The organism is Chitinophaga eiseniae (assembly GCF_900167135.1).
Lineage (GTDB): Bacteria > Bacteroidota > Bacteroidia > Chitinophagales > Chitinophagaceae > Chitinophaga > Chitinophaga eiseniae.
Map to the genome: position 1 here is coordinate 159242 of NZ_FUWZ01000002.1, position 19554 is coordinate 178795.

The 19554-nt window shown below is 52.1% G+C and carries 13 protein-coding genes; 4 read left to right on the forward strand and 9 right to left on the reverse strand.

The window, feature by feature from the left end:
- The first annotated feature begins 115 nt into the window (after nt 1-115).
- The 3 genes from B5D63_RS10225 to B5D63_RS10235 all read left to right on the forward strand — a co-directional run bounded on the left by B5D63_RS10225 (nt 116) and on the right by B5D63_RS10235 (nt 5295).
- Nucleotides 116-535, forward strand: a complete 420-nt coding sequence (locus tag B5D63_RS10225) for an SRPBCC domain-containing protein (protein WP_078668722.1) — start codon at nt 116-118, stop codon at nt 533-535.
- A 299-nt stretch (nt 536-834) separates the two neighbouring features.
- Complete coding sequence (locus B5D63_RS10230; protein ID WP_078668723.1) at nt 835-4767, forward strand: Pls/PosA family non-ribosomal peptide synthetase; 3933 nt, start codon at nt 835-837, stop codon at nt 4765-4767.
- Between the two features lie 9 nt (nt 4768-4776).
- Nucleotides 4777-5295: a GNAT family N-acetyltransferase gene (locus B5D63_RS10235; protein ID WP_078668724.1), complete on the forward strand. Its 519-nt coding sequence runs from the start codon at nt 4777-4779 to the stop codon at nt 5293-5295.
- A gap of 422 nt (nt 5296-5717) precedes the next feature.
- Here the strand turns inward: B5D63_RS10235 and B5D63_RS10240 are convergent, their stop codons facing one another.
- The 7 genes from B5D63_RS10240 to B5D63_RS10270 form a co-directional block, all read right to left on the reverse strand.
- Nucleotides 5718-6974 (reverse strand): DUF2264 domain-containing protein, encoded by a 1257-nt coding sequence (locus B5D63_RS10240; protein ID WP_078668725.1) that lies wholly within the window; start codon nt 6972-6974, stop codon nt 5718-5720.
- Nucleotides 6975-6982: 8 nt separating this feature from the next.
- A complete protein-coding gene (locus B5D63_RS10245) occupies nt 6983-8176 on the reverse strand; it encodes an AGE family epimerase/isomerase (protein ID WP_078668726.1) in 1194 nt (397 codons plus the stop codon).
- Nucleotides 8177-8199: 23 nt separating this feature from the next.
- Nucleotides 8200-9252: a LacI family DNA-binding transcriptional regulator gene (locus tag B5D63_RS10250; protein ID WP_078668727.1), complete on the reverse strand. Its 1053-nt coding sequence runs from the start codon at nt 9250-9252 to the stop codon at nt 8200-8202.
- 26 nt (nt 9253-9278) lie between these two features.
- A complete protein-coding gene (locus B5D63_RS10255) occupies nt 9279-10040 on the reverse strand; it encodes an SDR family oxidoreductase (RefSeq protein ID WP_078668728.1) in 762 nt (253 codons plus the stop codon).
- Between the two features lie 9 nt (nt 10041-10049).
- The gene (locus tag B5D63_RS10260) at nt 10050-12269 is read right to left on the reverse strand and encodes a glycoside hydrolase family 88 protein (protein WP_078668729.1); all 2220 of its coding nucleotides are present in this window, start codon (nt 12267-12269) and stop codon (nt 10050-10052) included.
- A gap of 20 nt (nt 12270-12289) precedes the next feature.
- Nucleotides 12290-13132 carry a 5-dehydro-4-deoxy-D-glucuronate isomerase gene (gene kduI / locus B5D63_RS10265; protein WP_078668730.1) on the reverse strand — a complete coding sequence of 281 codons (843 nt, stop codon included), beginning with the start codon at nt 13130-13132 and terminating at the stop codon, nt 12290-12292.
- A 349-nt stretch (nt 13133-13481) separates the two neighbouring features.
- Nucleotides 13482-15440, reverse strand: coding sequence for a heparinase II/III domain-containing protein (locus B5D63_RS10270; RefSeq protein WP_159455975.1), 1959 nt, complete (start codon nt 15438-15440; stop codon nt 13482-13484).
- A 294-nt stretch (nt 15441-15734) separates the two neighbouring features.
- Here B5D63_RS10270 and B5D63_RS10275 point away from each other — a divergent pair, with 294 nt between their 5' ends.
- A complete protein-coding gene (locus B5D63_RS10275) occupies nt 15735-17381 on the forward strand; it encodes a UxaA family hydrolase (protein WP_078668732.1) in 1647 nt (548 codons plus the stop codon).
- 186 nt (nt 17382-17567) lie between these two features.
- On the opposite strand, the gene B5D63_RS10280 is transcribed toward B5D63_RS10275, so the two are convergent.
- Together B5D63_RS10280 and B5D63_RS10285 are read right to left on the reverse strand one after the other, a co-directional pair.
- Nucleotides 17568-18854 carry an MFS transporter gene (locus tag B5D63_RS10280; RefSeq protein ID WP_078668733.1) on the reverse strand — a complete coding sequence of 429 codons (1287 nt, stop codon included), beginning with the start codon at nt 18852-18854 and terminating at the stop codon, nt 17568-17570.
- 35 nt (nt 18855-18889) lie between these two features.
- Nucleotides 18890-19552, reverse strand: a complete 663-nt coding sequence (locus tag B5D63_RS10285; RefSeq protein ID WP_078668734.1) for a beta/alpha barrel domain-containing protein — start codon at nt 19550-19552, stop codon at nt 18890-18892.
- Between the last annotated feature and the right edge of the window lie 2 nt (nt 19553-19554).

Genomic DNA, 19554 nt, shown 5'->3' on the forward strand with positions numbered 1-19554 from the left:
TGATTTCGGATCGTTTTTTCCAGGACCGTATCTTTGTTAAATTTAGTGATAATTAATTTATTACATATTAAAAAGGAGCCAAAATATTTTTTTTACCTTTATTTAAATAAAAAAAATGAGTACACCTGGAAAGACCACCGGACATACCGCCTCCCAGGGATGGGAAATCGGGGTAAGACGCACCTTCGCCCTTTCACCGGCAGCCGCCTGGGAAACACTTTTCTCCCAGCCCATTCTCGGCATATGGCTGGATAACGAGGCCAACATCGCTTTTCAAAAAGGAGATACCTATACCACCGCTTCCGGTATAACCGTCACCGTTACCAGCGTCACGGAAGTAAAAGTGATCCGGATGAAATGGCAGCAAAAAGGACAGGCAGACACCTCCACCCTACAGATACGGGTGATCCCGGCAAAGGATAAAACCACTATCAGCTTCCATCACGAATGGCTGGCCAATGGCGCCGAACGCGAATCCATGAAGACTTACTGGACACATGTTCTCGATGCCATCGGCCATACGCTGAAGGGATAGGTACGGTTATACAATATTCGTATAGTCGTTATTGTTACACACCCCATTTGCCGCCGTACGCCTTACTGTTGCAGCCCCTCTGCCGGGTCCAATTATTAACAATAAGTACCGTTTTGAAAAGTGGGAACGGCCCCTGGGAGGGGCTGCTGCCGTTCACCGACAGTTAGGCCTTATTGAACGACCCTAAGTCGGTATTCGCCTATAATAACGTATTTTTAAGCCAATTATAAGCCAGCGCTATCACCGTACCCTGTAACTTTGTGATATCAAGCCCCATCAACACTACGGGCAGCAAAATTATGAACGGCTATAGTATAGTACAAGGACCCCGGCTTCAGGAATTGTTGCATCAGGAAACACTGGCCGATATCTTCAGGCAGTCGGTCAGCGCGCATAGACACCATACCGCACTGATCTTTCAACACCAATCCCTCACCTACGCTGAAATGGACCATTGGAGCGATGCAGTGGCAGCCATGCTGCAGGCACGCGGCATAGGCCCGGGCAGTGTGGTAGGCGTATGGTGGCCACGCGGACTGGAACTGCACGCCGCTATTCTTGGCATCGTAAAAGCCGGGGCAGCATATGTTCCGCTGGACCGCGAAATGCCCGCCGAGAGAGTGGAAGGCGTGCTCACCGAAGTAAAGGCCGCTGCCTGCTTCAGTCAGGAATCCCTCCGCCTGGATGCCGCCATCCTCTCCGTTCCGCCGGTACCGGCGGCGACGGAAACATTCTCCCTCAGCACCGGCCCTTCCCCGGATGATATAGCCTACGTCCTGTATACCTCCGGCAGCACCGGCAAACCCAAAGGCATCCCCATCTCCCACCGGCAGATATGCCACCTGGTAAGAGCAGAACAAACCATCCTCCGCATCACCGCCCATGATAAGGTATACCAGGGATTCTCTGTTTCGTTTGACATGTGGTGCGAAGAAACATGGGTCAGCTACTTCGCCGGCGCCACCCTCTGGGTAGCAGATACTACTACCGCCAAAGCCATTGATGAACTGGGCGGCGTGCTGCGTAACGAAAAAATTACCATCCTCCATGCAGTGCCCAGCCTGCTGGCCGTTATGGAAGACGATATCCCCTCCCTCCGCCTGATCAATGCCGGCGGTGAAGCCTGTACCCCGCAGGTACTGGCACGCTGGGGCACTCCGCCAAGAACATTTTATAACAGTTACGGCCCTACGGAAACAACCGTCAGCGCCACCTTCGCCGCCCTCAAACCCGGCGATACCATTACCATTGGCCATCCCCTGCCCAACTACAACATGGCAGTGGTGGATGAGCAACTCAACGTTCTCCCCCTCGGGGAAAGAGGGGAGCTGGTGATCACCGGTCCCGGCGTTGGAAACGGCTATATCGACCGGCCCGACCTTACCCGGGAAAAATTCGTTCCCAAACCGGCCTCTATGGACATGGTACCGGGCGACATGGTATACCGCACCGGCGATGCCGCCATCATCCTGCCCGATGGCAACATCGACTTCCAGGGCCGCCTCGACGACCAGATAAAACTGCGCGGCTACCGTATCGAACTGGGGGAAATCGAGAACCGGCTGAATACCGTTACCGGCGTCATCTCCGCGGCAGTAGCAGTCAAAAAAGATAACAACGAACAGGACCAGCTGGTGGGCTACATGACGATGGAAAACGGACAAACTTTTGATGAAAGCCTATTCCGTGCAGCACTGGCAAAAGTGCTGCCGCCTTACATGGTGCCCGGTACCATCCTCCGGCTGGACGAAATGCCACGCCTCCCCAGCGGAAAAATAAACCGCAAAGCATTACCGTTGCCCCCAGCCTTCGCACAGCCTGCCACCCATGAAGCGATTGATGCTAATGCCCCCCTGCAGGACAGGGTCATGGCCATCCTGGCCAAAGTATTCCCGGACAGGGATATCCACCTGCAGCACGACTTCTTCACCGACCTGGGCGGGCACTCCCTGCTGGCCGCCGCGTTTGTATCACGCCTACGCCGCGAAGCCAACGTACCACAGGCATCGCTGAAAGACATCTATGTCCATCGCCCGTTGCAGGCACTCGTAGATACCTGGAACATACAGCCGCAAAACAACGGAAAAAAAGAACGCAGCTTCAACAAAGTACCCTGGTGGCGGCACCTCACCTGCTGGACAGCCCAAACCATCGCCCTGCTGGCGATCTTTGGCCTGTTTGCCATGCAGATATTCCTGCCTTACCTCGGCTACTACTATGTGGAACAGGAAACCGGCCGCCTGGGATACGCCATCATCACCGCACTGTGTATGTTCTGCCTGCTGCCACCGCTGTTTTCTGTACTGATCATCAGCGCCAAATGGCTGATCATCGGAAAAATGAAAGCCGGCGATTATCCACTGTGGGGACAATACTATTTCCGTTGGTGGCTGGTGAAAACCATGCAGCGCCTCATGCCTTCCCAGTTCCTCAATGGTACGCCCCTCTACCCGGCCTATCTGCGGCTGCTGGGCGTTAAAATAGCTTCCGACGCGCAACTGGCGGCCGTCACCATCGGGGCGGAAGACCTGGTGACCATCGGCAGCGATGTCAGCATCAGTTCCCAGGCCGTGATCAACAACGCATGGGTGGAAGACGGCTGGCTCAAACTGCGCTCCGTACACCTCGGCGACCACGCTTACATTGGCAGCAGCGCTGTCATCGCCGGCGACACCGTCATGGAACCCTGGAGCGAACTGCAGGACCTCAGCTACCTGCCTGCGGGCAACCGGGTAGCTACCTGCGAAGTATGGTATGGAAGCCCCGCACAGCTGAAAGTGAAAAAAGACATGCATGACATGCCGCAACCACTGCCGGTATCTGCTGCCACCCGCAGAAAATATAGCCTTATCTTTTCCCTGTTCCTGCTGGTATTTCCGTTCACCATCCTGCTGCCGCTGCTGCCAACCATCATCACGCTCAACCAGCTGGACAACGCCGCGCCGGACTATAACTTCAACTACATGGTCATCACGCCTTCGCTGGCGCTGAGTTATATTATCCTGTTCACTGCGCAGACCGTCGTACTGACCCGCCTGTTGCAATGGGGCATCAAACCCGGCACCTATCCCATTTACAGCCTGTTTTATGTCCGTAAATGGTTTGCCGACCAACTGATGTCACTTACATTGATCGTGATCCACCCGATTTTTGCGACAGTATATATCTCCGGCCTGTTCCGCGCACTGGGCGCCCGCGTCGGTAAAAACACGGAAGTGTCTACCGCCAGCAGCGTCACCCACCCGCTGCTCGAAATCGGCCACGGCGCCTTCATCGCCGACGCCGTTACCCTCGGTGAATCCGATGTACGCGGACAGCAACTGGTCCTCGAAAAAACAATCATCCACGATACCAGCTTTGTGGGTAACAGTGCCCTCATACCACAGGGATACGAGCTGCCGCCCAATATGCTGATCGGCGTATTGTCCACGCCTCCCACAAAAGAGCAGCTGGCCGGCAGTACGGCACGCGACTGGTTCGGCTCTCCCGCCATTGCACTGCCCCGCCGCCAGGAAAGCCACTTCTTTCCGCCGGAACTGACTACCCACCCCTCTTCCCAAAGAAAGATGGCCAGAGGACTGGTAGAATTCGTCCGTATCCTGATACCGGAAACCATGGTCATTTGTTGCAGCATCCTTTTCATCGCCTACGCACATGACCTGGTAACCGAACAGTCCTGGTGGCAGATACTGCTCAAAATACCTTTCTACTACCTCTTCTTCCTTGGCCTGCCGGCTTTCCTCTTTACAGTATTCATGAAATGGATACTGACAGGCAAATACCACGCTGTACAGCATCCGATGTGGACTTCCAAAGTATGGCGCAGCGAAGGCACCACCTCTACCTACGAAGCGCTGTCGGTGCCGTTCCTGCTCGATTTTCTCAGAGGCACGCCCTGGCTGCCGGTACTGCTGCGTTTCCTCGGCGTAAAAACAGGCCACCGCGTATGGCTCAACACCACCGACATCACCGAATTTGACATGGTGGAAATAGGCTCCGACGCCGCGCTCAACGAAGACAGCGGGCCACAGACACACCTGTTTGAAGACCGCGTCATGAAAATCGGTCCCATAAAAATCGGCGAACGCGCCAGCATCGGCGCCCGCACCATTATCCTCTACGATAGTGAAATCGGTAATGATGTGAACATCGCGCCGCTGTCGCTGGTGATGAAAGGAGAAAAGCTGCAGCCCGGCACCGACTGGACCGGCAGCCCTGTCAGACCTGAATAATCCAATGTTATGATAACAATAACGCCTATACGCATAAAAGAACATTATGCGCTCCTTGCAGCCATGATGGAACAACTACACCTGTCAGAACGGGCATTTTTCCCGCAGACAGCCGTCTGGGAAGACATAAGGGAAAATTACATGCAGCATGTCATCTCCACTCAGGAAGAAAATGACGGTACCTGCCTGCTGGCCACCAAAGACGGTGAACCAGCAGGTTTCATCTTCGCATATGTGGAAGAGCCGGATGAAAGCCGCATTGAAGCTTACACCGGCAATACGCTCTACGTGTCAGATGGATATGTAGCGCCGGCCTTCCGGCGTATGGGCATTTACCGTCAACTCAACGATGCCCTGGAAACGATCTACCTTCAAAAAGGCGTACGCAGGATCGTACGTTATACATTGAGCAACAACCTGCGGATGCAGCAGTTCCTCGCCTCACAGCAGTATGAGCCCGTGAGGCTGGTGTATGAAAAATGGCTTACGCCGGATGGGAAAGCGCCCATCAGATTGTTTTCTCCTTAATTTCCTGAGCTGATCGATCACCAGTTTGTCATTTTTCTTTACATATCTTGAAAATGATTTTAGATTACCGGCTTCGATATTCTTAAGCAGAAAAAGTCGAAGAATGGTACCAAGTGTAATATGACTGTATTGAGGATGTATCGTTCTAAGTTTCGCTGAAATTTGATCCTGCCAGGCATAATCATTTAAACCATCAAGAATATCATTTATCACGCTGTTGTTTATAAACGCTTTCTCTACCGCTTTTGCGCCCTGAGATTCAGCTGTAATTTTTAAAAACAGTCCCATAATCTGTTATAATTTTCTAAAAACTACCAAACTATTAATTTTAGATAGCTAAAAAAAGACCGAAGCGAAATAAATCGATCCGGTCTTTTTACTTATCAGTTTACGAAATCAAAAAATCGCAAATCAAAAAATCTCTACATATCAATAGCGTGGTCTTTCTGCACAGGCTTTCCTTTCCATACTTTTTGCGCCGTCCACTCTGCAGCGGGAGCGCTCCAGTAGGGATCGTTCGCCGGCAATCCCAAATCCAGGAAACCGGTGGCGCATAAATAGAGGCTGCCGGTAGAAGTATATACATCGGCTATCTCCGGCTGATGCCCGCAGAAACCAATCTGCAGCCAGCCGTTTTTATCGAACGTGCCGGGCGCTTCAAAAATTCGTTTATTCACTGCCGTTAGTGCGCAACGTACCTGTGCCGGTTGCAGCTCCGCAGGCAGTTTGCGTTCCAGGGCCAGCTGCGCCAGCGCCTGGAAAGCGCCGTTGCGGTAAGGCATAGAGCGGCCCACTACCGGGAAAGTTCCTTCCGGAGAAATCTGCCTCTCCAGGATAGCACCGTAGCGTTGCATCCTTTTCAGCGCCAGTGCATATTGTTCTTTGCGGCCTTCCCCTTTTGCCACCAGCACTTTGAGTATGTCTACCAGCATCGGCTGGATCACAAAAGAATTATAGTAGTCGTAATGAAAATGGGGGCCGTCGCCATACATGCTGTCGCCTTTGTACCATTCCATGATTTTCTCCACGGCCAGGTCCACCGGCTTGCGGTCCCACCCGCCGCCAAACTGCAGCAGGGCAATTTCAATCATAGCGGCAAACAACACCCAGTTGTTGGTACTGAAAGCTTTGATGCTACGGAGGCTTTTAAGCGCATCGATGGTCTGTTGCTGCGTACGTTCAGACAACCGGTCCCACAGCTGCGTTGGCGCGCGCAACAGGCCATGGGCCATGAAAGCGCCGTCTACCAGCGGCTGTGCGTCAAACTTGCCGGTGAAGTTCATAAAGTCCGGCGAAGCGGGATCTACTGCCTGTGCTATCGCTTTACGTGTCAGTGTCAGCATATCAATACGCTGGCTGCCCTCCATGGTATTGTCCGGCCCAAGCTCCAGCCAGGGCGCCAGTCCCGCCAGCGCTCTGCCGAAGGCTTCGAGGTAAGTCACCTTACGTACCGGCTTGCTGTAATGCGGCGCCACTTCTGTCGGCATACCGGCCATCAGTGTCCCCTTACTGAGATGGGTCATCACGGGACGGCATATACGCAGCAGCAGCTCCAGGTTATAAGCCCGGTCGGTGGCCGCCGGTGGCACCGCCATATCAGCCAGCAAGCTTTTGTCTGTCTTCAGCGAACCGGCGATACCTGCCATGGGTACCGCCTTGAGGAAAAAACGTCTGTTCAAGGTATCGTTTATTTAGCCCACTGTTTGTAACGCAGCAATGCTTCCACAAAATAATAATCAGCATAGGTCAGCGGTACATCTACCTCGGACTGATGAGGCAGAGAGCCTACGCTATGCATCAGGATAAAGTCGTTGTTCTCTCCTTCTTTCGCCAGGTATGCCGGGCTGCAGAGGCTGTTCAGCATCTTCTCCGCCGCATTCCAGTAACGTTTGCCTTCTGCTTTGTTGGTATAACGGCTCAGTTCCAGCAGTGCGGAAGCTGCTACGGCGCCGGCGGAAACATCGCGTGGCGCGTTGGGGATCTCCGGCGCGTCGTAATCCCAGTAAGGAATCAGGTCGGCCGGCATACGCGGATGACGGAGAATGTATTCCGCGATATGACGGGCCTGGTTCAGATAGGCCTTGTCTTTGGTCTCCCGGTACATCATGGTATAACCGTACAGGCCCCATGCCTGACCGCGTGACCAGGCGGAGCTGTCAGCCAGCCCCTGATGCGTTTTCTTTTGCAGTACGGCGCCGTTGGAAGGGTCGTAGTCGATCACGTGATAAGAGCTGTAATCGGGCCGGAAGTGATGTTTTATGGTGGTATTGGCATGGGTGCGTGCAATCTTGTCAAACCGGGCGTCGCCGGATTCGCGGCTGGCCCATGTCAGCAACTCGAGGTTCATCATGTTGTCGATGATAACCGGGAACTTCCAGGTGCCATGGTCCCACGATTTGATGCAGCCAACGGTGGGGTTAAAGCGGGTGGACAGCGACCGGGCACTGTTGAGCAGCATCCGTTTATAGGCGGTGTCGCCGGTAATGCGCAGTGCATTGCCGAAGGGGCAATACATCATAAACCCGAGGTCGTGGGTGCGGGTATTGAACTGGTTCTTTTGGATGAGCGCCATCCGCTTCAGCGCTTCTGTTTTAAACACCGGATCTTTTGTGTATTCGTACAGGAACCAGGTGGTGCCCGGGTAAAATCCGGATGTCCACCAGTTGGCGTTGGAAGTCATGAGGCTGCCGTCTTTGTTGGTACTGCGGGGCAGCAGGGTGTCCGGCACATGGCGCATCATCAGTTTATATTGTCTGGCGGCAAACTGCAGTGTTTCATCGGCCTTGCGGAGCAATGCCTGGTCAGCTTTACCTGATTGTGCATACGATTGCATAAACAACGCGGGCAACAGTACCAGGGTAAAGAACAGGTTCTTCTTCATAATAAGTTTTGTTATAGGTTGACTTATTTCTTTTTACCGGCGGCTTTTATAGCGGCTGCACTGGATTCTCTGGCTATCAGCTGGATGGGTATGATCTCCTGTGAATAACGTGGGGTACCGGTCTGACGGCTGGTGACCAGTTCCATCAGGGCTGCTACCACCCGTTCGCCCATCATGGCCGGGTACTGGTCCACGCTGGTGATAGGCGGTGTAACGATTTCTGTTCTGGGATCGTTGGAATAGCCCACTATTTTCAGGTCTTCCGGCACCCGCAGGTTGATTTTGCGGCAGTATTCCATGATAGTAATAGCGGTAGTGTCGTTAGACGCGAAAATGCCATCCGGATAAGGCTTTTGTGCGAAGATTTTTTCGCAGGTCTGCCAGGCGTTGTCGCGTGTCAGTTCCTGGTAGAAAATCCTGGTTTTGCGGAAAGGCAGTTTATGTTGCTGCAACGCGCTTTTATAACCTGCCACCCTTTCGAGATATAGGTTACAGGACAGCGGTCCGGAGATATGTACAATGTCTTTACATCCTTTTTCTATCAGGTGACTGGTAGCGGTAAATCCACCGAGGTAATCATCTCCCTTGATCACTTTCACGTTGTAGTCTTTGGGCACGCGGTCAAAAAATACCAGCGGGATATTGTTGTCTTTGAAGACATCGAAGTGGGAGAAATCGGTGGTGTACAGCGTAGTGCTGACAACCAGGCCGTCTACCCGGGCGGAATACAGGGTATTGACCAGGGCTACTTCCTGTTCATAGGAATCGTTGGACTGACAGATGATCAGGTTGTAGCCATGTTCCTGTAATTTATTCTGGATAATGGTACTGATGGCAGCGGGAAAAAACATAGAGATACGCGGAACGATCAGGCCGATGGTTTTACTTTTATTGTTGCGTAAACCGGCAGCCAGCGCATTGGGACGATAGCCCAGTTTACGGGCCATTTTTTTCACCCTGTCTTTCGTACGTGCGCTGATGTTAGGGTTGTCGTTCAGGGCGCGCGATACAGTAGATACCGATAACTTCAGTTCTTCTGCGATATCAACGATTGTTTTTTCTGTACGTTTACTCATGTATTAACCATTAACGGTAAAATTAATTATCTGCCCATCCATCCGCCGTCGACTGTGAGTATGGTACCATGTACATAGTCCGCAGCTTTGGAGGCGAGGAATATCACTGGTCCGGCAAAGTCTTCCGGTTCGCCCCAGCGTCCTGCGGGTATCCTGTCGAGTATGGAGTTACTGCGTTTTTCATCCGCTCTCAGGGCGGCCGTGTTGTCAGTAGCGATATAGCCCGGGGCAATCGCATTGACGTTCACTCCCTTGCCGCCCCATTCATTGGCAAACGCTTTCACCAGCGAGCCTACCGCTCCTTTGCTGGCGGCATATCCCGGTACATTGATACCCCCCTGGAAGGTGAGCAATGAGGCTGTAAAGATAATCTTTCCGGCGCCTCTTTCAATCATCCCCTTCCCGATTTCGCGGGTAAGGATAAACTGTGCATTCAGGTTGATGTTGATCACCTCGTCCCAGTACTCGTCGGGGTGCTCTGCGGCCGGTTTCCGGAGGATCGTGCCGGCGTTGTTCACGAGGATGTCCACCACTTTTACCTCCTGTTGCAGCTGGCCTATAAAGGCGTACAGGGAGTCGCGGCTGGAAAAATCGCATTGGTAGGCTTTAAAACGGCGGCCCAGCGCTGTCACTTCTTTTTCCACGTCGCTCCCCTGTAATTCCAGCGAGGCTGATACCCCGATGATATCCGCGCCGGCGGAGGCCAGCGCCACCGCCATCGCTTTTCCGATACCACGCTTACAACCAGTGACCAGCGCGGTTTTTCCTTTCAATTGAAACAGGTCCATATATCAGTTTTATTGAATCGTTACTTTAAGTGGTGCTTTGATGCGTTGTGCAAATGCTTCGAGGTACTGAAACCATTCTTCCGCATTGGTGATACGGCCTCCTTTGTTCCAGGCGGCGCCGGCATAATACACGTACGGCTGACGGCCAACAGCGGCGCCGGGGCTGAGTAAATGTACGTTATCCGTTTTCATGCCGGGCACTGGTGCCGGGAATACACAGCCTACGCCCAGGGTACCGTCTTCTCCATGTGGCGGCTCCCAGTAGCCCATCACGCCATTCCGCTCATCCAGCAGCACGGCGCCGGGCTCTTTCCGCTTTACGATGCCTGTCACCACCGGCAGCTGATCGCCTTTGAAGGTGTATTGCACCTGCATTTTGTTCAGCTGGGAACCGGCGTCCAGGGAGATGGTTTTGGTAACGGAAACGGGTATATTGCCCGCCTGCCATGTGTCGTAAGTGAGCGCGAAGGTGGTGCGGAGCGGACCGTTGTCCAGCCGCTTCCATTGGCGGTAGTTTTTCGGGAAATAGATGGTGTCCTTACCGTAAGGGGCCGTATCCCCTGCGCCGAGTGTGAGGCCTACGCTGTAATAATCAAGTCCTTGCCCGTTGTCGTGGTGATAATTATCCAGCTTGTACCAGTTATCGATCACCATATCGGTGGTACGCTTGGCCCATACGTCAATGCCGAAGGCCATTTCTCTGGGCGTTTTCTCCAGGGCCGCGCCATACATACGGTAAGCCATGCGGTCGTTTTCCCAGGCATAGTCATCTTTTCTTTCCGGCACAAAACGGCCGTACGCTTTGGCGGCCACGGGAGCCGGTGCGCCAGCCTTTATCCCCAGCTGACGGCTGCCGGCCGGCGTTACGCTTACCTGCAGCAATACTGCTTTTGGTGTTTTGCCGCCTTCATATATCAGCTGATAAGGAATTTCCTGGTCAGACAACAGGTCCACTACTTTGAAGGATTTTCGTGTATCCTTGTTCAGCTTCGCGGTGAACTGATCGTAAGGAATCTCCACGATCTCTCCTTCCCGGTTCAGCCCTGTAGGGTTGCTGATGGTAATATCACCGGGGCTGTTTTGCAGGAGATTATGCCGGATCAGTTCTGAACCGGCTAACAGGAAAGCGCCCACGCCATATACCTCTGAATCATCGGCAGTGGCTTTGCCCGGGGCGGCGGCCACTACCTGTACATATCCCAGTTTACCGTTGGGCTGTACGCAGTCCACCAACGCCTGCCATCCTTTATGGATCACAGGCAAAAAATCTTTTTCCGGCAGGATGCCATTGTTCACGCCCCACATGAGCGCATACACGTAAAAGCCGGTGCCGCTGGTTTCTTTGGCGGGATAGCTATCAGGGTCCAGCAGGCTGGCATGCCAGGTGCCATCCGCTGTTTGCAGGGCGGCAATGCGGTACGCCATTTTTTTGAACAAGTCCACGAAACGTGCCCTGTTAGCGTAATTGGCCGGCATATTGTCCAGCAGGCGGGCGAGCCCGCCCATCACCCAGCCGTTGCCACGGCTCCAGAATACTTTGGCGCCGTTGTTTTCTTTCTGGTCAAAGTAACGGGCGTCGCGGTAGTAGAGACTGTCTTTTTTATCGAACAGGAAATCGGTGGTTTTCCACCATAGCTTATCGGCGGTTTCCAGGTAGCGCGGGTCGCCGGTGGCGGTAGAGAGGTAACCCAATGCCGGCGGCCCCATAAACAAGGCATCGCACCAGGCCCATTCCCGATGGTGGATACCGTTTTTCCAGTCCAGCGACTCCGTATGCGGAGCAGCAACAATGCTGTCTGCCAGCTTCCGGAATTTATCAATCATCACCGGGTCTTTATAATAGGGGTATAGCTGGGCGTACAGTTGGCCGATGCAGTATTCATCCGCAAAAAACCGGTCTGGTCCTGTGTTCCAGTCGTTGTCCCTGCCTACCTGTATCAACCGCTGAATAAAAAACGGATTGTCGGTTACCTGGCTCAACGCTACCATACCGGCATACATGGCGCCGTTGGTCCAGTTGGTCTGAGGATTTGCCCAACCTTTCCGTTCGATGGACTGCCACTGCCAGTTGGCCACTTTCTCCATGTAACCACGGATAAACTGCGCAGAGAGCGCATTGAGCGAGGGAGCCACAACAGCCGTTTTCCGCGGAGCAGCACCTGCATCCGGCCCAAAGTGCAGGGCCGACAGGCCCAGCAGGCTTCCTGCAATGATGTTTTTCATTTTCATGATAAAAGGATGATCGGGTTTTAACGTAATTCGGTGATTTTGCAATGGTCCATATCGCCGTAGTCCAGATTCTCTCCTGCCATGCCCCAGATAAAAGTATAATTGCTGGTACCGGCGCCGGAGTGTACGGACCAGGGTGGGGAAATCACTGCTTGTTCGTTCTGCATCCAGATATGACGGGTTTCCTGGGGCTGTCCCATAAAGTGACAGACAGCCTGTCCTTCCGGCACTTCAAAGTAAAAATACACTTCCATTCTTCTGTCGTGCGTATGTGCCGGCATGGTGTTCCAGACACTGCCGGGTTTCAGCTCCGTCATCCCCATCTGCAACTGGCAGGTCTCCAGTACGGAGTTCACCAGCAACTTATTGATGGTGCGGTGATTGGATGTCTCCAGCGCGCCCAGGGTCACCACTTCTGCCTCTTCTCTCGCCACCTTGCGGGTAGGATAGCTGTGATGGGCCGGGGTGGAATTGAGATAAAACTTTGCAGGCTGTGCAGCATCTTTACTGTGGAAGACCACCTTTTGTTTACCTTTTCCTACATACAAGGCTTCTTTGAAGCCTATTTCAAATTGTTCTCCGTCCACTTCCACTATGCCCGGGCCGCCGACATTGATCATGCCCAGTTCCCTGCGTTCCAGGAAATAAGCGGCTTTCAGCAGATCAATCGTTTGCAGTTCAACACCGCCTTTTACCGGCATGGCGCCGGCGGTGAGGTACCGGTCGTAATGCGTGTGTACCCAGGAGATACGATCAGCCTCAAAAATTCTCTCTATCAGGAATGCCTTTCTCAGCGCTTCGGTATCCATGCCTTTTACCTCTGAAGGACTGCTGGCATACCTTGATTCATACTGTGTGCTCATATCGTTATGATTATCTTATTTATTTCAGATGATTAGTTCCTTATTGCTGCCGATGGCCGGTTGTTTCCAGGAAGAGGCACACAAACCGGCGTCAGCCTGTCATGCAGTATGACGGCTGGTACTAACGTGGACGGGGCCGCCGGCTTGCTAATCGTCACCCGTCTTTCCTCTTTCACGGCTTTTGTCCAAAGTAATGCAAACGTTTGCAAAATACAAAGCTTTTATAAAAATCATAGCGTCAGTTAATTGTAAAAATTACAATTATTTTAAACGAAAAGCCTTACTATACGATATTTAAACACAATTTCGGCATATCATATTTTATAAAAAACACATGTTTCTACCAGGGTTATCGTTTGCGTTTCATCTCAAAGTCGATGTTGTTTTTACCCTGCAACGCCTGTCCTTTTGTTTTGAGGGTGATACGATACACAGCATCTCCCCAAACGGGCGACAACCGGCTGTCATCCACTGTCTGCCGCTCTACGTCGGCTTCAAAACGGGAAGGGTCATATGTCATCTGTAAACTAACGTTCTCTCCCTGCAGTACTACCTTTCCGGGTGTTTTGAGATCAACGGGCAGGCAGGTCATAAAATGCAGCTGGTAGGGCGCTTTCCATGACAGTAGTTCATAGTCTTCGGTCAGCTTCAGGCGGGAATCTGCCGGCGTAAATACAAAGGAGCGTTTTAATGTCTTTACCATAGCGGCTTGGGGATAGGCCGCGGCAATATCCATGCTGAGCATCTTACTGCCGCCTTTATCGGCATAAGCAACTGCTTTAGCCTGAAACCGGCGTCCATCCTGCTGCTGTACCCCATTCACCGTGGGACAGTTATGCCATTGTGATTGCATATACCACAACCCGTAACGGTCGTTACTAAAAGTCTGTTTTGTATAGGTACCCACGCCTACATCTATAATGGCGGGCTTTCCGTCCATATACAACACAAAATTGCCGATGTCATTGTGGTTGTGGCTTTCTCCATTATGGCCGCCTTTGGCGGCGAAAAACAGGCCGTGGAAGCTGCCCGGAGTGGAACGAAGCGACAGCACCTGCAGATCGGGCAGCCAGTTATCGCTGGTGTAGGGCGCTTTGGGAGTGGTGCTTAAAAATGACTTGCGTCCTTCGAGATCATAAATAAATGTCAGCAACGAATAGGTATTGATACGGGTAGTATCCGGATTGGCCAGGCGGTACAGATAAGCGCCGAACTCCTTCATCTGCTGATCTTTGAAGACCTCGCCATAAAGGTATACGGTGTGCGGCGGCGGTGTGGTGCGGGCAGATGCATCTGCGAAGTTCACAAACCGGCTGCTGTCAATGTGCATTTTGTAAATATAAGTGCCTATGCGGTGTATCAGCTCATTCCTGCTGAGGTCCGCCTTGCCGGCAGAAGCCCAGCGCAGCCAGTTGATAAACTCTATCAGTTTGCCACCGGCATGTCCCCAATAGCTGGGCCCTTCATCACAACCACCATCTTCAGGATAGCTATTCAGAAAAAAGTCAGCGCTGCGGATCGATTTTTCTATCACCTTGTTACGTATATCCCTTTCGTTTATTGCCAGCAGCGCCACCTGCAGAATGTTGGTATTGATCCAGATATTCCAGTTATTCATCGGGCGGCCGTTGAAACCCATCCACCAGAAATCGGTCCGTTCGAGATACGGCGTTACAATACGCCGGTTCAGTTCATAATCAATCCGCCGGCCGATCATGGGAGAAAATTTATCCAGCTTCGTTCCCAGGAGGAACTGCGCCCAGCTGATGGTAGCTGCCGTTTCACCGGCAAACAGATCGATAATGGGTTCTGCCGGATCTGCAAGGCCGGTACCGGCTTTCTGCGCACCAACATGCGCCGGCAACACCCAGGTGCTTTCTTCCATAATAGCCCATAAACCATTAGCGATCTGGGGAATGTATTTACCATTACCGCCAGCCAGCTCACCTACCACCAGGGCAGACAATATCTTACGCCGCTCAAACTGTGCGTTCTCAAAATTGACCCGGTTGCCATTATCACGGAACTGGAGATATAAAGAGGCAGGCAAGGCAGGCCAGGTAAAATTCATCGCCTTGTCCGCATCGGCCAGCATCCTCGCCCGCATAACATCCGGCAATTGCCGGATAACATCCTGCATATGTCTGCGCTGGTTCTCCCGCCAGCTCATATTGCTGAAAGCGGCATTTCCGTTGGCCTCACTCCAGGCGGTGTATAGGTAGTTCCGCGGCCCCTGTTGGGCGGCCGCATGCAGGAAACAACAAACAATGATCATCACTAAAAATCCGGTTACCCGTGGAATAAGCATACAAACAATATTTCGGGTAAGATATAAAATATGTAGCATGTTTTAGCGGAAGCTGGCTGTTTCGCCGGCAGCACCACCAGTTCCGCCATCAAAAACATATCAGGTTATGATTAAAAAATACCAGTCCTAAAACAGGTGTTTTTTTAACTGTCAACCGGTCTGCGGGAAATGATAAATCATTCGTAACTTGCTACCATCAAACGTTACAGCGTGTCAGGCAAATAGTCAAAATCTTATCAAGGATTAACATTATAGTATTAACAGCCGGTAACGTTATTTACTACTTTAGCTTTTATGAACACTTACTTACAAATTCATCCGAATGATAATGTGCTGGTGGCGTTGCAGGATATTCCCGCCGGCACCCATGTTTCATTCAACGGTCAAGACATACAGCTCCAGCAAAATATCTCTGCGAAACATAAATTCCTGATCAACGATATCGACGGCAACGAACCCATTACCATGTACGGGGTACTGGTTGGAAAATCTACCCGCCCGCTGAAAAAAGGGGAAAGCCTCACAACAGAAAACGTTGTACACGATGCAAACGCTTTCCATGAAAAAGACGGCGCCATCCAGTGGCAGGCGCCCGATGTCAGCAAATGGAAGAACGCCACTTTTATGGGCTACCAGCGTGAAGACGGACAGGTGGGTACCCGCAACTACTGGCTCGTGATACCGCTCGTTTTCTGCGAAAACAGGAATGTAGGCGTGATCAAAACAGCGTTCGAAAAAGGGCTGGGATTCTCACCAGCGGAAGTTTATAACGAACAGGTGCAGGACCTCGTTGCCCTGTACAAAAGCGGCAACATTGACGCGGTTAAACAATACGAAGCAGAGAATATAACGGCAACGGATAAACGTAATATTATATTTCCCAATATCGACGGTATCAAGTTTCTCACCCACGAAGGTGGCTGCGGCGGTACCCGGCAGGATTCAGATGCATTATGCGCTCTGCTGGCCGGCTATATCCACCACTCCAACGTGGCGGGAGCTACCATCCTCAGCCTGGGCTGCCAGCATGCACAGGTATCGATCCTGCAGGAAGCCCTGAAAAAACTGAATCCGAAGTTCAACAAACCGGTACTGGTTTACGAGCAACAAAAAAGCGCTTCTGAATTCGCCATGCTGTCAGCCGCCATCAAGGACACCTTCCTGGCGCTGGTAGAAGCGAACAAACAGACGCGTCAGCCCACTCCTCTGTCCAAACTGGTGATCGGTCTGGAATGCGGCGGATCTGACGGTTTCTCCGGTATTTCCGCCAACCCGGCCGTGGGGCATACCTCCGACCTGCTGGTAGCACTGGGCGGCACTTCTATCCTCTCCGAGTTTCCTGAACTGTGCGGCGTAGAACAGGAGCTGATCAACCGTTGCGTGACCGAAGAAATTTCCGACAAATTCATCCGCATCATGCGGGCTTACGAAAACCAGGCCCAGTCAGTGGGTTCAGGTTTTTATATGAACCCTTCCCCCGGCAACATTAAAGACGGCCTCATTACCGACGCCATCAAGTCTGCCGGCGCCGCCAAAAAAGGCGGTACCTCTCCGGTAACTGACGTACTCGACTATACGGAGTACGCGACCAAACCGGGATTGAACCTGTTATGCACACCAGGCAACGATGTGGAGTCTACCTCTGCCGAAGTAGGTTCCGGCGCCAATATCGTACTGTTCACCACCGGCCTCGGCACGCCTACCGGCAACCCGATCGCTCCCGTAGTGAAACTGGCCACCAACACCAGGCTGGCCACCCGGATGAAAGATATCATCGATATCAACACCGGAACTATTATCAGCGGAGAACACAGCATCGCTGAAATGGGCGAACAGATCCTCGAATATGTCATCAAAGCTGCCAGCGGTGAGGTACATACCAAAGCAGAGCAACTGAACCAGGATGACTTTATTCCATGGAAAAGAGGGGTGTCGTTATAACATAACTGTGATATCCGGGATTATTGCTGATTTCGCTGATTCAGGAAGATATAAGCGGATAGCAGTATATAGATCCACCCTACTTGTTTACTTATTTCTGAGCATATCGTAAAAGGAAGGCCGGCAGAATATTCTGCCGGCCTTCCTTCTTTATTCTATTTTAGTTGTGTTAAGTGTTAATGGCCATCATAGTTTCACCTGTTCCATCTTAGGTGCAAAGAAGTGCATTACCGTCCATGCCAGGAGGTAAGCTACGCCACACATCAGGAAAAGGATATTATATCCGATACCGATATTGCCCAGCAGCTTATAATGCTCCAGCATGGTACCGATCACGATGGGGAACAGCGTACCCCCGATGGAGCCGGCCATGCCGCCGATGCCTACCACGGAGCTGACAGCGCGTTTGGGGAACATATCGGAAGCGGTGGTGAAGATGGTGGCAGACCAGGCCTGGTGAGCTGCTGTTGCCAGGCTGATGAGCGCAATGGCCAACCACAGGTTATTGATGTATTGAATCAGCATGATTGGCGCCACACAGAGCGCAAAAATCAGCATAGACACCTTACGGGCTTTAAAAATAGGCCATCCGCTTTTAATCAGGTGGGAAGATAACCATCCCCCGCCGATGCTGCCGAAGCTGGTGACGGAGTAGATGATGATAATAGGGAGACCCAGGTTGGCTTTCAGGTCAACGTGGAAAATGGATTCCAGGTAACCTGGCAACCAGAAGAGGAAAAACCACCAGACCGGGTCGGTCAGCAGTTTACCGAATACAAAAGCCCATGTTTGTCTGATGCCCAGCAGTCTGCCCCATTTTACCGGTTGCGGCGCTGCTTCTTCCTCTTCCTGGTCAGAGTGAATATGATCAAATTCCACCTTGCCCAGCCTTTTCTGACGGGCGGGCACTTCATAGTAAATCCACCACAATATCAGCCATACAAAACCGATGGCGCCGGTCCAGAAGAAAGCATGGCGCCAGCCATGGTTACGGGCCAGCCAGTATACCATCACCGGACCTACAACGGCCGCGATATTGGAACCACTATTGAAAATACCGGTGGCAAAAGCTCTTTCTTTCTTGGGAAACCATTCCGCGGTGGCTTTGATCGCTGCCGGGAAGTTGCCCGCTTCGCTCACCCCTAAAATAGAGCGTACCACACCAAAGCCCAAGGTGGAACGCACCAGGGAATGCGCCATGGCCGACAGGCTCCACACGATGATAGAAATGCTGTATCCGTTTTTGGACCCCATTTTGTCTACCAGGCGTCCAAAAAACAGTAACCCAACGGAATAGGCCGCAGAGAAAATCATGACCAGGTTACTATAATCCTGTTCCGTCCAGTTGAATTCACTGGAAAGGTCGCTTTTCAGCAAACCCAGCACTTGTCTGTCAATATAGTTAATCGTGGTCGCTACAAAGAGAAGTGCACACACACGCCAGCGATACTTACCTAAAGTTGTGGAATTCATTACGGCTGATTTGGAATTTATAAGTTGGCTTTAATTTACGGCTTACTACCGAGAAATGCAAACGTTTGCACGATTTTCTCTTTCAGCGATGCCCAGTCCTTGCTTTCGATCAATGATTTGGCGAGCAGATTGCTGCCCATGCCCACGCATACCACCCCCGCATCAAACCACGCGTCCATGCTCACACGGGTAGGTTCCACACCACCGGTAGGCATAAACTTCAGGTTCGGGAACAGCGGTTTGATGGCTTTTACATAAGCCGGTCCTAATACATTACCGGGAAACAGCTTCACCAGCGGCGCACCGTTTTTTTCAGCCACGGATATTTCGGTAGGCGTCATACAGCCGGGTATCCACAGTATCTGCTGTGAACGGCAGTAAGCGCCGGTTTCCGGATCTGTGACGGGGCACACAATAAAATCGGCGCCCAGTTGTGTATATGCTGCCGCGGCTGTAGCATCTTTAATAGTGCCGATACCGAGGTACAGATCAGGCATTTTGGCCTTTTTCAACGCCAGCAGGCGGGAGAAATTCTGCTGCGCCTGTGCGCCTCTGCTGGTGAACTCAAATACGCGGAGGCCTCCGTCGTAACATGCCTGCAGCACTTCGCAACAAACATCCGCATCGTCGTGGTAAAAAACAGGAATAATACCGCTCTGCTCAAATGCAGCTATAATGGTTTCCGGGTGTGGTGCCATAA

Excerpts from the sequence above, each read along its gene's own strand:
- B5D63_RS10280 (WP_078668733.1), bottom strand. The coding sequence starts at position 18,854 with ATGAATTCCACAACTTTAGGTAAGTATCGCTGGCGTGTGTGTGCACTT.
- B5D63_RS10270 (WP_159455975.1), bottom strand. The coding sequence starts at position 15,440 with ATGCTTATTCCACGGGTAACCGGATTTTTAGTGATGATCATTGTTTGT.
- B5D63_RS10235 (WP_078668724.1), top strand. The coding sequence starts at position 4,777 with ATGATAACAATAACGCCTATACGCATAAAAGAACATTATGCGCTCCTT.
- B5D63_RS10260 (WP_078668729.1), bottom strand. The coding sequence starts at position 12,269 with ATGAAAATGAAAAACATCATTGCAGGAAGCCTGCTGGGCCTGTCGGCC.
- B5D63_RS10225 (WP_078668722.1), top strand. The coding sequence starts at position 116 with ATGAGTACACCTGGAAAGACCACCGGACATACCGCCTCCCAGGGATGG.
- B5D63_RS10285 (WP_078668734.1), bottom strand. The coding sequence starts at position 19,552 with ATGGCACCACACCCGGAAACCATTATAGCTGCATTTGAGCAGAGCGGT.
- B5D63_RS10275 (WP_078668732.1), top strand. The coding sequence starts at position 15,735 with ATGAACACTTACTTACAAATTCATCCGAATGATAATGTGCTGGTGGCG.
- B5D63_RS10255 (WP_078668728.1), bottom strand. The coding sequence starts at position 10,040 with ATGGACCTGTTTCAATTGAAAGGAAAAACCGCGCTGGTCACTGGTTGT.
- B5D63_RS10250 (WP_078668727.1), bottom strand. The coding sequence starts at position 9,252 with ATGAGTAAACGTACAGAAAAAACAATCGTTGATATCGCAGAAGAACTG.
- B5D63_RS10245 (WP_078668726.1), bottom strand. The coding sequence starts at position 8,176 with ATGAAGAAGAACCTGTTCTTTACCCTGGTACTGTTGCCCGCGTTGTTT.
- kduI (WP_078668730.1), bottom strand. The coding sequence starts at position 13,132 with ATGAGCACACAGTATGAATCAAGGTATGCCAGCAGTCCTTCAGAGGTA.
- B5D63_RS10230 (WP_078668723.1), top strand. The coding sequence starts at position 835 with ATGAACGGCTATAGTATAGTACAAGGACCCCGGCTTCAGGAATTGTTG.